Below are 14,822 nucleotides of genomic sequence, written 5' to 3'. Positions count from 1 at the left end.
AAGCCAGCTGTATAAAACAACTGGCTTTTTCAAGGTATATAAGGTAAGATTAATCTACCGCATCTTCTACATCATCTGCAACATCTTCTACTTCATCTCCTAAAGATTTCTCTTCACGACAGCTAGTAAAACCTGATGCCATTAATCCTAACATAAATAGACCTAGTCCTATTTTTCTGAAATTCATTTTCATAATTAAATATTTAAAATTGATTAGTATTAGTTATTAAAGTCGTCTTCCTGTTGCTAACCTATAAAGGATAGCGATTACAGCCAACACTAATAAAATGTGTATTAGGTTACCAACAACGTCTCCAAATCCGAAATAACCTATTAACCATCCTACTAAAAGGATTACGATAATAAGCCAAATTAAATCTTTCATAATAATATGTATTAGTTAGTACTGTCTTAAAGATAATTATAAATCTTAAACAAAAATTTCAATTAAGATTTGTTTAACTAGACTTTAGTAGTTTTCAGGATGTTTCATAATATTTTGTGCTCTTTCTTTTATTTCTAAAAGGTCTTTTTTACTTTTTTTATCTAAGAGTGATAACATCATAGCCATCCTATTATTGTTCTCAAAAAAGGGCCTTTTATCATCTAAGAAATTCCAGTATAAGCTATTAAAAGGGCAAGCGTCTTCTGTAACTGTTTTAGAAACCTTATAAGCACATCCTTTACAATATTGGCTCATTTTATTTATATAATTACCGCTACTAACATATGGTTTTGTTGCTATGATACCACCATCTGCAAATTGAGACATACCTCTTGTATTGGTAATTTCTACCCATTGTATTGCATCAATATAAACTCCCAAATACCAATTATCTACGTCATCTGGATGCGTTTGGGTTAATAAGGCATAATTGCCAGTGATCATTAACCGTTGTATATGGTGTGCGTAAGCGTGATCTAAACTTTGCTTTATACTATGCTTTAAGCATGACATTTTAGTATTACCTGTCCAATAAAATTCTGGTAATGCGTTAGTGTTCTCTAAGCTGTTTTTATTTTCATATCCTGGCATTTCTTTCCAGTATATACCTCTCATAAACTCGCGCCAACCTAATATTTGTCTAACAAAACCTTCTACTTGGCTTATATCTATTTGCTCTTTATGTTCATAATAGTAATCCAAAACTGTATTTATAACTTCTTTAGGGCTAAGCATCTTAGTATTTAGTGCAAAGCTTAACCTGCTATGAAATAAATAAATTTCATTAGGATGCATAGCGTCTTGATAGTCTCCAAAATGTATTAATAGATTCTCACAAAAGTATACTAGCACTTTTAAAGATTCTTGTCTATTTGTAGGCCAATTAAAGCTTTTGGAGTCTATAGCTCCAAAATAATCTATGTTAAAGCTATCAAGTAAATTAATAAGTGCTGATGCGTCTTTACTAAAAGTTTTGGCTTTAGGAATTGCTGGTGATCCTTTCCAGGCTTTTCGGTTTTTCTTGTCAAAATTCCAACTGCCGCCTTCAGGATTTTTAGAATCTTGCATAAGTATGCTATGCTTCTTACGCATATCTCTATAAAAATACTCCATCACAATCTGTTTCTTGCCTTTGTAAAATGACTGCAACTCGTTTCTTGTAGTATAAAAATGCTCTGTGTCTTTAACTGCCCATTGTATGCTAAGCGATTCGCAAAAGGTTTTTAATTGCTTGTCTAACCTATATTCATCTGGTAAGAGGTATTCTAAATTTTCAAACTCTTCCTTATTTATAAGTTGTTGAAGATTTTCTGTTAGACTCTGAGTATTTTTTGGGTCATCCAATGTATAATAAATAACATTATGACCTTTAGACTTTAAAAAATTAGAAAATGCTCGCATACTTAGAAAGAACCCTACAATTTTCTGAATATGATGTTTCACATAATTGGTTTCTTGCGTCATTTCAAACATCACATAAGTAACATTAGCATCTACAATGGTAAACCAAGAGTGTTCATAGTTAAGTTGATCACCTAATATTAATCGTATTGTTTTCATTTTTAAGTTTTAAAACAATTCATCATTTAACCAAAGTTTCCTATATTCCCTATTAGGGTCGTAGCGCTTGGCTTGTAGTTGTATGTTAAACTTTCGGTCTCTTGGGTCATTTCCAACACCTGCATTGTACATCCAGTTTCCATAATTACTATGTACATCATAATCTATTAGAAGACTCTCAAAATAACTTGCGCCAATACGCCAATCTTGTTGTAATTCTTTAGCCCAATAGCTGGCTACATTTTGCCTACCTCTATTACTCATCCAGCCAGTTTCCTTTAGCTCTATCATATTGGCATTTACAAAATCGTATGGAGTAGTCCCATTTATCCATTGTTTTAAGGCAGATTTTGACTTGTTCCAATTATAATCTTTTGATAGTATACCATTCAACTTAAAAATTGAATTGCCATACTTTAAAGAGATATACATAAAATAGTCTCTCCAAATAAGCTCGAAAATCATCCAATAGGTACTTTGATTTTTTATGACTTTCTTTTCATAGTCTTTAATATCCCAATAAATTTGCCTTGCAGAAATACTGCCGTTAGCTAGCCAAGCAGAATATTTTGAGCTGTATTCTGAACCAATCATACCATTACGTGTTTCTTTATAGAATGCTATATGGTTGGTGTCCCAATGATATTCGTTTATACGCTTTAGTCCTGCAGTTTCACCACCTTTATATGGAAATGCAGTATTGGGATGCACTGTAAACTCACTTAGGCCTAAATCTTTTAACTTTGGAATTGCGTAGTCTTCATTAAGAAGGTTTGTTTTTGGTAAATTTATTTCTAAGTTAACAAGTGGTCTTACAACAGCTTTCTTTTCGCAAGCTTTTCTAAATGCTGTATAAATCTTAGGAATCTCATTAATAGAGGAAAACGGAATGTCTTTAGGATGAAATAAGAACTGATCATAATAGGAGTGAAGTGTTACTTCAGAAGTCTTAATACTTTCTTTTACTAAGTGTTCTACTTCTTGTTCTTCTTGCGTCCACTCCTTTTGATAATAAACTGCACTTATATTATGATTCTTTACAAGTGTGGAAATACAATGTTCTGGTTTAGTTAAAGAAACAACTAGTGTTATATTTTTTTCTTTTAGTGTCTCTTTTAGATCTTTTAGGGTTTCAATTAAAAACCGTGCTCTATATGGTCCTGTTTTTTTAAATCCGAATGATGTAGTTGTAAAATGACTAGGGTCAAAACAATATACTGCAATAACTGGGTTGTTATTAGCAACCGCGTGGTTCAATACTGCATTATCATTCACTCTTAAGTTATTCCGAAACCAAATTAGATGTTTCATTTTTATTTGTTTTTCCTGCACTTCTCACTACAGTAAATTACAGATTCCCAATTTTTCTCCCATTTTTTTCTCCACACAAAATCTAATTTGCAAACTGGACAAGTTTTATAAGGTAGGTTAGATTTTTTGTGAGCCATACTATAAAATAGAAGTCACAGTTTCATTAGGTCTCGAAAAGCTTAAACGATCAATAATCTTAGGACTGGCATAGGCATCCAAACCATTTACAGTCACAGTTTGCGCAGCTTCCAAATTAAGCCAACCATCTTTACTTAGTATTTGGTCGCCAATATAAATATGTTCAATTGCACCTATAATATGCTTGCAACCATTCTCCTTAATATCATATTCATTAATAAATTTACAGGCAATTTGTATTGGACAGTCTTTTACAAAGGGTGCCCAAAAATTATCCTTGTATTCTGAAACAAGATTTGTTTTAGAATATTCTGAAATATCTCCATCATATTTAGCAGAAGTATGATGTGCATCTTTAACAATAGATTGGTGTATATGGTTAACTGTAAAGTATCCAGTTTTTTCAAGATTGTCATACGTGTTGCGCTCTACAGTTGTGGGTCTTAAAATAAAACCAAGTAGAGGTGGATTACTACTTAAATGTGTAACCGAACTAAAAACAGCAACATTCTCAATACCATCTTTAGACTTTGTTGAAATAAGATTGGCAGATTTAAATCCTGTACAGCTGTTTATAAGGTTAGCTCTATATATTTTGTCTAGCTCTAAAAGCTCATTTAATTTAAAATTGGGCATAAAAAAAGAGTCAAAAGTTAATTTGACTCAATATATAAATTGTTTAATAATATTTAATATAAATTAAACAAAATTATTGCATTTGAAGCTTATTAAATTTCATTTCATAGGCTTCAATAGCTTCTTTAATAGCATCTACATTATCTGATGCTTTTTGATGTGCACTTTCCATAGACTTCTCAAGATCCTTATCTGGATTTTGAAATAAATCTGTAATTACATGATTTATCTTATCTATAATGCTCTCTTGGCTATTCTTAATATCTTCAAGTTTATTAAGCATTCCCTGCATTTCATCATATTTTGCTTGTTCCATGAGTTCTGTATTGTATTTTTAATTCTCTTCAATTTAAACAGAAATAGAGGCAAAACTGTAATATTTAACTCATTTTAGCTTCAAATTAGGTTTTTTTTAAAGTTTTTATATAAAAAAAGCCAATCTAATAAAGATTGGCTGTTGATATAAATATTAAATGTCTTAGTGAGCATTCTCTTTAATTAGCTCAGGAAATTTAGCCTTAAATCGTTGATATCTTGGTTTAGATACATTTTGTATATAAGGATGTTCTGGATGTAGTCTCTCATAATTTTGATGGTAATTTTCAGCTACCCAAAATTTTTGAAAAGGATATATTTCTGCAGCTACTGGTTTGCTTACTGTTTCGGCAACTTCAGCTTTTTTCTCTTCTAAAATTCTCTTTTCTTCAGTGTTCTGATAAAATAGGATACTTCTATATTGGGATCCATTATCTGGTCCTTGTCCGTTTACTTGAGTAACATTTTGAGATCCAAAATACACATCGACTAATGTTGAAAAGCTTACAATGCTAGGATCGTATATTACTTCCACAGCTTCTGCATGACCAGTACGTCCTGTATTACTAGCTTCGTATGTTGGGTTAGATGTATGGCCACCACTGTATCCAGAGATAACATCTTCTACACCTTTAACACTTTCATAAATGGCTTCTACACACCAAAAACAACCGCTAGCAAAATAGGCATGCTCTAAGCCATTATTAGTTGGTACTGTATCAGGATCTGCATTAATTACTTTTTGTTGTGCTTCTGAAGGTTCTGTTGTTTGTCCTCCACACGTTGATAAACTTAACGCAAGTATTAGGGTTATAAATTTCATAGATAAATAAAGGTTATTGTTTTACAAACTTACCTTCAAGGTTTTTCTTTCCAAGAATAGCATAGTCAACAGCTAAGTCGCCATTTACACTAAAACCTTTCCAATCTAACGTTAAAGTATTGTTAGATGTCTGTGTTAATACGGCAATTGGTACCGTAGTATCAAAAGTATTAAATGGCACCTTTTTGTCTGAGGTGTTACTTTCTAAGCTGTCATAATACATATTAGTTGTTCCATTTTCATTTTTATACCGTACGTTAATTGTAATACCTTCTTTATCTATACAAAGTGGCGTAGTTGCATTAAAACTTAAGGTTAATGTATTGCAGCCTATTTCTGCATCTTTATTTTCAAGATTAATATAGGTGCCACCATTTACTTCTGAAGCAGTACTTGTAGTTTCTGAAGTATTGCCAGATGTTTCTGAGCCTTGTGCACCAGTTTCAGATTCACTGGTTATAGATGTACTTTCATTTGGCATTGCATTAATTTCTGCGTTTTCTTTTTCTGTATTCGACTTGCAGGATACTATTAAAAGTATGCTTAATATGGCTATTATAGTTTTCATGATTTTGTAGTTTATTATACCTAAAGATAGTATACAGCTAATGAAGTGTTGTGAAAGCGGTGTTAATCTTTAATATATGAGACGTTGAAGTAATTGCATAAAAAAAACGCTTTACAGAAATGTAAAGCGTTTTTTTATAATTTTAAAAAAGTGTTTTATGCAGAGATACCATCAAATAATTCGTGCATTTTTTCTTTTTGCTCATTAGCCAATTGCTCGTCTACTAAGATACGTCCAGAATGCTCATCTGTAATGATTTTCTTACGACCTGCAATTTCCATTTGCACTTGTGGTGGTATTGTAAAGAAAGAACCTCCAGAAGCACCACGTTCGATAGGTACTACAGCTAATCCATTTTTTACATTTTCACGAATACGCTTGTAAGCTTTTACTAAACGGTCTTCGATATTTTTCTCGTACTCTTCAGATTTCTTAATTAGAGCAACCTCTTCCTTTTCAGTTTCCTTNAGGATATCATCTAACTCATTTTTCTTNTGAGTAAGGTGAGATTCACGCTCTGCCAAACGTTCTTTGGTTTGGTTTATAANTTCATTCTTTTGCTCTATTTGAGCCTTGTACTCTCTAATGTGCTTTTCAGCAAGTTCAATTTCTAATTCTTGAAATTCAACTTCTTTGCTCAATGCATTAAACTCACGGTTATTACGTACGTTTTTTTGCTGCTCAGAGTATTTCTTTATAGAAGAGTTAGATTCTTCAATCTTATTTTTCTTCTCTTTGATTTCAAAATCGATAGACTCCAAATCTGAAGTCATCTTTTCTAATCTCTTGTTAAGTCCAGCGACTTCATCTTCTAGATCTTCAACTTCCAATGGAAGCTCTCCACGTACACTGCGAATCTCGTCTATGCGAGAATCAATTAACTGCAAATCGTAAAGTGCTCTCAACTTCTCTTCTACAGTGACTTCGGTTTTCTTTGCCATAGTTATAAATACTTGATAGGATTGGTATTTGTCTTTGATAAAACGGTTGCAAAATTAGTGAATTTTTTTGTGATATAGGAATGTAATAGCTCTTTTGTAAACTGTTCACTCTCATAATGTCCTATATCTGCCAAAAGTATGCTGTCTTCTGCNTGGTAAAAGTCGTGATACTTTANGTCTGCAGTNACATATGCATCTGCTTGTTTGCTCTTAGCNGCACCTATTGCAAATGCACCGCTACCACCTAAAACNGCAACTTTCTTAATTGGTGTTCCAATGNTGCTGGAATNTCTTACAACACCACAATTAAANGTGCTTTTTAGAGTCTTTAAAAATTCATCTTCTGTAATNGNATCTTTAAACTCTCCAACCATACCCATTCCTAAGTTTTGATTTTGGTTCTCTAAAGTTGTTATTTCATAAGCAACTTCTTCATAAGGATGTGAGCTAAATAAAGCTTGTAATATTGCGTGTTGTACGTGCTTATTATAAGTGACATTTATTTGAATTTCTTTTTCACTATGCGTGTTTCCTTTAGTGCCAACAACAGGATTGCTNTCTTCATTGCCGTTAAATGTTCCAACACCTTCAACATTAAAACTACAATTATCATAGTTTCCTATGCTGCCAGCACCTGCATTAAACAATGCCATTCTTACAGTATCTGCAGAGNAAATAGGCACATAGGTAACTAATTTTTTAATGCTGCTTGTCTGTGGGATTAANATTTGTCTGTTTATTAATCCTAATTTTTCACACATCATAGCATTTACACCATTAAAGCTATTGTCTAAAGCTGTATGTATGGCGTAAATAGCAATATCGTTTTTAATAGCTTTTAAAACAGTGCGCTCTACATAGTTTTTGCCGGTTAAGCTTTTTAAACCCTTAAAAATAATAGGGTGAAAGCTTACTATAAGATTGCATTTATTTTTAATTGCCTCATCTACTACAGCTTCTAGAGTATCTAAAGTTACAAGTACACCNGTAACTTTTGTTTGTTTTTGGCCCACAAGAAGTCCTACGTTATCAAAATCTTCTGCGGTTGCTAATGGTGCTAACTCTTCTAAATGAGAGATGACGTCTTTTACAGTCATGAAATTCCTTTTCACAAATATAAAAATTATACTTTCGTAGTCTATGAAACTGTTACGAAACCTACTTTATCCTTTTGCTTTGCTTTATGGCGGTGTTGTTTGGATTAGAAATAAGTGTTTTGATTGGGGCATTTTAAAATCGCAATCATTTAGCATACCTGTAATTTGCGTAGGAAATCTTAATGTTGGCGGCACAGGAAANACACCAATGATTGAGTATCTCATAAGGTTATTTAAGGACCATTACAACGTTGCTACTTTAAGTAGAGGTTATAAACGAAAAACTAGTGGCTTTAAAGAAGTTTTGGTTACAGATACNGCAGAAAATGTAGGAGATGAACCACTACAATTTAAACGAAAATACAAAACTATTAAGGTAGCAGTAGATGAAAAAAGAGTAAATGGTATTACCGAACTCTTAAAACTGAAGGATGCTCCAAACTTAATTTTACTAGATGATGCTTTTCAGCATCGGTATGTAAAAGCAGGTTTTAATATTATGCTTACGTCTTATAATGATCTTTTTATAGATGATATTATGCTGCCTACAGGTAATTTAAGAGAACCTAAAAGTGGTGCGTGTAGAGCAGATTGTATAGTGGTAACCAAATGTCCTGAANATTTATCTGTAACAGAAAGAACAACACTTGCCAATAGGTTGCAGGTGCGCAAAGACCAGCCAGTTTACTTTTCTTTTATTGCATATAGTGATAAAATATATAATGCTGTCGAAGAGCGCTATTTAAAAGCCTTAAATGCAGATACATTTACTTTGGTAACAGGAATTGCAAATCCATCACCATTAGTAAATTTCTTAGAAGCTAACGGTTTAAAATTTAATCATATCAACTTTCCAGACCATCACAATTTTAGTAGTACAGATATTGAAAGTTTGAAGCAAAAAGGATTAATTCTTACTACAGAAAAGGATTATGTGAGATTATCNAAGGATTTAGAAGCTTCAGATTTATTTTATCTGCCTATAGAAACTAAATTTTNTAATNAAGAGCATTTTAATGCTAAGTTAGCGGCTTATCTNCAGCGTTAAGNGCNAGTTTNATAGTTTCAAAAAACTCTTCTTGTTTAAATGGCTTAGGGATTATAGCAGAAAATCCATTATCATAAAACGCCTTGCCATCATCTTCAAGAGTAACTGCGGTAAGTGCAATTATTGGAAGAGTAGAGTTAAATTCACGAATTTGTTTTGTGGCTTCAATACCGCCAATTCCAGGCATATGTATGTCCATTAAAACCAAATCGAANTCCAGTTCGTTACAAACAGCAACTGCTTTTTCTCCATTATCTGCAACCACACAAGTAGCACCATTTTTCTCGAGGATTTTNCGTGTGATCATTTGGTTAATCTTATTATCTTCAACAACAAGAATATGTCTGTTATCTAGTCTTAAAGACTCAATTTTAGTTGGGCTATCTTCNATGGTCTTGCTGGCAGAAATTGCTTCAGAATTTTTAAGATTTTCTTGTCCATCGCTTGGCATGGTAAGTTTTTTAATATCTTCTAAAGGGATAATTTCTGGCGTACCTTCTTGTATTTCAGGAATTTCAAAAANAATATCAAAATAAAATTTAGAGCCTTTACCAATTTCACTTTCTAGNTTTATGCTGCTTCCCATAAGCTTGAGAATTTGTTTTGTGATAGACAGGCCAAGTCCTGTTCCTCCAAACTCTCTATTAATATCCAATGAGCCTTGAGAGAAGTTCTCAAAGATTAATTCTTGTTGTTCTTTTGAAATACCTAAACCATTATCTTCTATTTCAATTCTTAAATTAGTTGCCTCTGAGGACTCAGAATTCTTGATAACGCGAACCCANATATCACCATTCTTGGTAAATTTAATAGCATTACCTATAAGGTTTATAAGTACTTGAGACAGCTTGATTGAGTCGCCATTTAAAAGGTTAGGAATNTGATCATCAAACTCAAAATGAACATTTACATTNCTCTTATTGGCAGAGTAGTTTAATGCTGTAATTACTTCTAAGATTCTTTTCTTAAGATTAAATTTATCGACGCGTAAGCCAGCTTTNTTAGCTTCTAATTTGTTTAAGTCCAGTATGTTATTGATTAAAGAAAGCAAATAATCTCCTGAAAATTTAAGCGAATTTAAGTGTTGCTTTTGCTCTTTTGTAGGGTTTTCGCCCAACAATAAATTTGTTAATCCTGTAACCGCATACAGTGGCGTTCTAAGCTCATGCGTAATGGTAGATAAGAATTGTGCTTTTGCACGTGTTGCTTTCTCAGCTTTCTCTTTGGCTTCCTTTAGTTCGTCTCTTTGTTTTAAAAGTAANACGTTNGCCTTATCTCGTATTTTATTATTCTTGTAAAGTGAAAGTGTTAGTAANGAGAGAATTGTAATNAANGCNATACTTAATAAGGTAATTAGTGTATTTAGTTTTATGTCTTTTTCTTGCTGTAAGTTAACCTCAGAAAGGTTGGTAATTACTTCATCTTTTTCTTCTAATTTTCTTAGGGCTTCCTCATCTAAACTTATGTTTTTGGAGCTTAGGCTTAGTTCCTTATTAATTTCATTACTTATGGTAAGGTATCTTACAGCTTTTTTATCGTCATTTAACTGCGAGGAAACTTGACTAAGGAGCAACGCTGTATCTGCTTGTAAATTCTTGNANTTGTAACGCTTTGAAATCTCAAAACTACGTTGTACGTTTTTCTCTGCAAATTCATAATTAAAATTAGCAAAATGAGATTTCCCTATAAGGTAAAGNGCGTGTGCNTAAGGGTANTTGTCTGGAGAATCACTTAAATCTTCAATAGCCAGATTTATAACCTCTATTGCAGTNATATAATCACCTTCTTCATAGGCAATTCTTCCTTTTTCTTTAAGGACATANGCTTTGTTTAAAGGGAGTTNTTCTTCTTCGAAAATACTCTCGGCAAGATCCAGATAATCTTTTGCTCTGCTATACTTTCCTTGTAAGATAAAAANNTGTGCATACTCTCTGTAAGCTATACCTAAATACTCTTTGTTTTTAAGATCTCTGTACTCCTGTATTGCTCTAAGCATATTAACCTCTGCAGCAGCATAATCTTTTTGGATGCTATATAGTTTGGCTACAGCTACACTAGTATTGGCTATGAGAAAACTGTCATTAAGTCCTTTGGAAAGGTATAGCGCTTCTTGAAGGTTGTTTTGAGCTTCTTGTACACTTTGGTTTTTAGACCTATTCACCAATGTATTTATCTTAATCTTGATAGTCTCCTCATTAGTTAGCAACTTTTTAGTTTGGCTAAACGAATGGGAGAAAGTAAGAAGTAAGAGTAAAATTAGGGTGTAAAGGTGCTTCATCGTTATAAATATAATTTATTTCGATGAAATGCAATAGATTAAGTCAATTATTCGATTGGAATAGCCNCGTTCATTATCGTACCAACCTATTAGCTTTACAAGTGTGCCGTCTATAACAGATGTCATTTGCGCATCGAACGTACAAGAATAAGGAAGACCAATAATATCTATTGAAACAATTGGATCTTCAGTATAACTTAATATATTTTTCAAATTGGTTTCAGAAGCTTTTTTAAAAGCTTCGTTAATTTCCTTTACAGTTGTCTTTCGCTTCACATTTAAAGTCATATCTGTAAGAGAACCATTAGGAACAGGTACTCTAATACCGCAACCACCAATAGCATGTTCCAGATCTGGAAATATTTTAGTAAGCGCTTTTGCAGCACCAGTAGTTGTAGGAACAATAGATTGTCCTGCAGCTCGNGCTCGTCTTAAATCTCTATGGGGTTGATCATGTAAACTTTGGTCTGTTGTATAAGAATGAACCGTAGTAATGTAAGCTTGTTCTACTTGGCATAAATCGTGTACAACCTTAAGCATAGGCGCCGCATTATTAGTAGTACAAGATGCATTAGATATAATTTGCTCTGTACCATCTAATAAATGGTTATTTACACCTAAAACAATAGTTTTAATATCATCTTCAATTGGAGGTACAGAAAGTATTACTTTTTTTGCGCCACCANTTATGTGGTTTTGTAAAANTTCTTTTGTTTTAAACTTTCCAGTACATTCTATAACCACATCTGGTTGANATGGTGNCCAATTTATAGAGGAAATATCTGGCTGGTTTGTAAAAGGAAATTCAACGCCATCAACAACAACTGTNGTGTCATTTATAACTGAAACAGTTCTGTCTAACCTTCCATGAATACTGTCGTATTTTAATAAATGAGCCAAAGTGTTTACGTTGGCCAAATCATTTACTGCAACAACTTCTATTTCTGGATTATCAAGCGAAAGTCTAAAAAGGCTTCTGCCAATGCGACCAAAACCGTTTATGGCAATTTTAATTGGAGTCACAAGCGTTTACGTTAAGTGCTTTTGAGCTTTGTATGAAGATCTTACTAAAGCACCACTTTCTACGTGACGAAAGCCCATTTCTAAACCAATTTCCTCGTATTTCTTAAATTGATCTGGAGTGATAAATTGTTTTACAGGTAAATGCTTTTTACTTGGTTGTAAATACTGTCCTATNGTNACAATATCTAAGTTAACAGCTCTTAAATCTTTAAGGGTTTGTATAACCTCGTCTTCAGTTTCTCCCAAACCTAACATAATACCAGATTTAGTACGNTTAATACCTTGNTCTTTTAAGTATTTTAAAACACCTAAACTACGTTCGTATTTTGCTTGTATACGNACTTCTCTNGTTAAGCGTTTTACAGTTTCCATATTATGAGAAACAACTTCTGGATTAACGGCTATTATACGATCTATATGCTTTTCAATCCCTTGAAAATCTGGAATTAATGTTTCAAGTGTTGTATTAGGATTCATACGTCTTATGGCATTTACAGTCTCTGCCCATATGATAGATCCCATATCTTTAAGATCATCTCTATCTACACTTGTAACTACGGCGTGCTTAATGTCCATTAACTTAATAGAACGTGCNACTTTCTCAGGCTCATCCCATTCAACTGTATCTGGTCTACCTGTCTTTACACCACAAAACCCACAAGAACGTGTACAGACGTTTCCAAGAATCATGAATGTAGCTGTTCCTTCACTCCAACATTCGCCCATATTTGGGCAACTGCCTGATGTACAGATAGTGTGAAGNTCATATTTATCTACAAGACCTCTTAGTTCTTTATACTTTTTTCCTGTCGGTAATTTAACTCTAAGCCATTTTGGTTTTGGCTTTGGTTTTATAACTGAAAGTGTTTCCGTTTGCATTATGCAAAGATACAATTTATTGTATAGAAATAGGAGTAGAGTGTAGCTTTGAACTTAGATTGTAGAGTTGAAAAATTCTCTATAAATTATACTTGTAAATACGTNTAGACTTTGTTAGTTCCTGAAGTAATTATATCTGCTAGAAGTTTACGTGCTCTAAGTAATTTAACCTTAATTGTATTTATGGGTTCATCAATAGTTTCAGCAATTTCTTTATAGCTTAACTCTTGAAAATATCTTAGCATTATAATATTTTGATAGTCTGGTTTAAGCTTNTTTATATTTTGTAGTAATAANCTAAGGTTTTGCTCTTTAATAAGTTCATCTTCTGCAGAAAGTGTGTTGTCTGCCAAGCTGTTTATCTTTTTGTTTTCTGCTTTAGATGTATTTGTTACAACTGCGTTATTTTCCTTTCTAATAATATCAACATGAATATTCTTAGAAATAGTAGTAAGCCAGGTTTTAAACTTATAGTCTGAGTTGTATGTACTCAANTTATCAAATGCTTTGGCAAAGGTTTGTATGGTNATATCTTCTGCTAAAAATTCATCTGANGTTCGTTTTAGCTGAAACCCATAGATATAAGACCAATACTCATCTAATAATTTTTTGTAGGCAGATTGTTTACCGGTTTTTGCCAGAGTAATTAACGCTTCAATATCTGTGTGTGCTAGTCCCAAGNCTTAGGTTTTGAAACAATATTAGTGATAAAAAGACAAGCCTGCACAGATAACAATAAGATTTCTAAAAGTGGAAATATTAATAANAGAGCACTTTCNTGTAAAGTTTTGAAAGTTTTATATAAGATGAATCCTTGTATAANTTCTCTAACTAAAAAAAGAGAAATGACAACTATTGAATACGGCTGAATAATTAGTAGAGAGATGCAAAACAACCAAAATAATAGCTGACTTATATAAAATCCTGCTAAAATGGTTTTAANCTTAAAAGAATACCTNTTTGCAGTAGTAATATGCCTGCGCTTTTGGTGAAACCAAGCTTTTAAACTTGCTTTAGGTAAACTAGTTGTAAATGAAGCCTTGTTTAAACTTATTGCAGTGTTTGTTTTNGTTGAAGCTTCTGCAATAAATAAATCATCATCTCCAGANGNAATATGCTTATGAGAATTAAAACCCTTGTTGGCTTTAAAGCAAGCTTTAGTATAAGCTAAGTTTCGGCCAACACCCATATAGGCATTATTGTGATGCGCCATTCCAAAATACTGAAGTGCAGTTAATACCGTTTCATACCTAATTATTGAATTTAAAATGCCTTTCTCTTTCTTATAACCACTATACCCCAAAACAATAGTATGATTTTCTGAAAAATTTTGAGTCATATGCTGTACCCAATACTTAGATTCTGGCTTACAATCTGCATCTGTAAATAATAGGTGATTATANGTCGCTAATTCAATTGCTTTTGAGATTGAAGCTTTTTTTCCAAGNCAGTTAGTATTTTTAATAATACGAAGTTCTGGGAANGCTTGNTTAANATCNANGAGAACGTTTTGAGTATTGTCTGTTGAGCCATCATTNACTACAATAACTTCAAAAACAGGATAAGACTTGGTTGCANATAAAGGGTAAAAANCGTTTNANATTTTCAGCTTCATTTTTAGCGCATATAATAATACTAGTAGGGTANTGTTCTCGTTTGCGAAATGCTGTAAACGACTTAAAAGTAAATTGACCTAGGTATATATAGNATATACTATTNAGGAGAACTATAACTGCAAAAGCAATAAGTAATGCAGTGTA

17 protein-coding genes are annotated in these 14,822 nt (G+C 32.7%); 1 reads left to right on the top strand and 16 read right to left on the bottom strand.

The window, feature by feature from the left end:
• Positions 1 to 49 precede the first annotated feature (49 nt).
• From CL818_RS10515 to CL818_RS10465, 11 genes are all read right to left on the bottom strand, one after another.
• A complete protein-coding gene (locus tag CL818_RS10515) occupies positions 50 to 193 on the bottom strand; it encodes a hypothetical protein (RefSeq protein WP_013187303.1) in 144 nt (47 codons plus the stop codon).
• Between the two features lie 33 nt (positions 194 to 226).
• Entirely contained in the window at positions 227 to 385 is a 159-nt protein-coding gene (locus CL818_RS10510; protein WP_013187304.1) for a lmo0937 family membrane protein, read from the bottom strand.
• A gap of 84 nt (positions 386 to 469) precedes the next feature.
• Positions 470 to 2,005, bottom strand: coding sequence for a cryptochrome/photolyase family protein (locus CL818_RS10505; RefSeq protein WP_272973659.1), 1,536 nt, complete (start codon positions 2,003 to 2,005; stop codon positions 470 to 472).
• A gap of 9 nt (positions 2,006 to 2,014) precedes the next feature.
• Positions 2,015 to 3,316, bottom strand: coding sequence for a DASH family cryptochrome (locus CL818_RS10500; RefSeq protein WP_272973660.1), 1,302 nt, complete (start codon positions 3,314 to 3,316; stop codon positions 2,015 to 2,017).
• A gap of 2 nt (positions 3,317 to 3,318) precedes the next feature.
• Positions 3,319 to 3,453: a DUF2256 domain-containing protein gene (locus CL818_RS10495; protein ID WP_013187307.1), complete on the bottom strand. Its 135-nt coding sequence runs from the start codon at positions 3,451 to 3,453 to the stop codon at positions 3,319 to 3,321.
• A gap of 1 nt (position 3,454) precedes the next feature.
• Complete coding sequence (locus CL818_RS10490; protein WP_013187308.1) at positions 3,455 to 4,090, bottom strand: flavin reductase family protein; 636 nt, start codon at positions 4,088 to 4,090, stop codon at positions 3,455 to 3,457.
• Between the two features lie 73 nt (positions 4,091 to 4,163).
• A complete protein-coding gene (locus tag CL818_RS10485; protein ID WP_013187309.1) occupies positions 4,164 to 4,406 on the bottom strand; it encodes a hypothetical protein in 243 nt (80 codons plus the stop codon).
• A gap of 162 nt (positions 4,407 to 4,568) precedes the next feature.
• Complete coding sequence (msrA, locus tag CL818_RS10480; RefSeq protein ID WP_286972966.1) at positions 4,569 to 5,228, bottom strand: peptide-methionine (S)-S-oxide reductase MsrA; 660 nt, start codon at positions 5,226 to 5,228, stop codon at positions 4,569 to 4,571.
• 13 nt (positions 5,229 to 5,241) lie between these two features.
• Positions 5,242 to 5,796 (bottom strand): hypothetical protein, encoded by a 555-nt coding sequence (locus tag CL818_RS10475; RefSeq protein WP_272973663.1) that lies wholly within the window; start codon positions 5,794 to 5,796, stop codon positions 5,242 to 5,244.
• Between the two features lie 155 nt (positions 5,797 to 5,951).
• A complete protein-coding gene (locus CL818_RS10470; RefSeq protein WP_286972964.1) occupies positions 5,952 to 6,737 on the bottom strand; it encodes a zinc ribbon domain-containing protein in 786 nt (261 codons plus the stop codon).
• 2 nt (positions 6,738 to 6,739) lie between these two features.
• On the bottom strand, positions 6,740 to 7,834 hold the full coding sequence (locus tag CL818_RS10465; RefSeq protein WP_286973218.1) for a Nif3-like dinuclear metal center hexameric protein: 1,095 nt from the start codon (positions 7,832 to 7,834) through the stop codon (positions 6,740 to 6,742).
• Positions 7,835 to 7,877: 43 nt separating this feature from the next.
• Here CL818_RS10465 and lpxK point away from each other — a divergent pair, with 43 nt between their 5' ends.
• Positions 7,878 to 8,882, top strand: a complete 1,005-nt coding sequence (lpxK, locus tag CL818_RS10460; RefSeq protein WP_286972962.1) for a tetraacyldisaccharide 4'-kinase — start codon at positions 7,878 to 7,880, stop codon at positions 8,880 to 8,882.
• On the opposite strand, the gene CL818_RS10455 is transcribed toward lpxK, so the two are convergent.
• From CL818_RS10455 to CL818_RS10435, 5 genes are all read right to left on the bottom strand, one after another.
• Positions 8,854 to 10,878: a hybrid sensor histidine kinase/response regulator gene (locus tag CL818_RS10455; RefSeq protein ID WP_502692249.1), complete on the bottom strand. Its 2,025-nt coding sequence runs from the start codon at positions 10,876 to 10,878 to the stop codon at positions 8,854 to 8,856. The two genes, lpxK and CL818_RS10455, sit on opposite strands and share 29 nt — an antisense overlap.
• A gap of 297 nt (positions 10,879 to 11,175) precedes the next feature.
• Positions 11,176 to 12,183, bottom strand: a complete 1,008-nt coding sequence (gene gap / locus CL818_RS10450; RefSeq protein ID WP_286972957.1) for a type I glyceraldehyde-3-phosphate dehydrogenase — start codon at positions 12,181 to 12,183, stop codon at positions 11,176 to 11,178.
• A 6-nt stretch (positions 12,184 to 12,189) separates the two neighbouring features.
• Positions 12,190 to 13,062 (bottom strand): lipoyl synthase, encoded by an 873-nt coding sequence (gene lipA / locus CL818_RS10445; RefSeq protein ID WP_286972955.1) that lies wholly within the window; start codon positions 13,060 to 13,062, stop codon positions 12,190 to 12,192.
• An 86-nt stretch (positions 13,063 to 13,148) separates the two neighbouring features.
• Positions 13,149 to 13,742, bottom strand: a complete 594-nt coding sequence (locus CL818_RS10440) for an RNA polymerase sigma factor (RefSeq protein ID WP_286972953.1) — start codon at positions 13,740 to 13,742, stop codon at positions 13,149 to 13,151.
• A complete protein-coding gene (locus CL818_RS10435; protein ID WP_353743988.1) occupies positions 13,733 to 14,677 on the bottom strand; it encodes a glycosyltransferase in 945 nt (314 codons plus the stop codon). Before CL818_RS10435 ends, CL818_RS10440 begins: the two co-directional genes overlap by 10 nt.
• Positions 14,678 to 14,822 lie beyond the last annotated feature (145 nt).

This window comes from Croceibacter sp. (assembly GCF_002716225.1).
GTDB classification, from domain to species: domain Bacteria; phylum Bacteroidota; class Bacteroidia; order Flavobacteriales; family Flavobacteriaceae; genus Croceibacter; species Croceibacter atlanticus.
The sequence above is the reverse complement of the archived record's forward strand: the minus strand, read 5'-3'. Positions and strand labels throughout refer to the sequence as shown.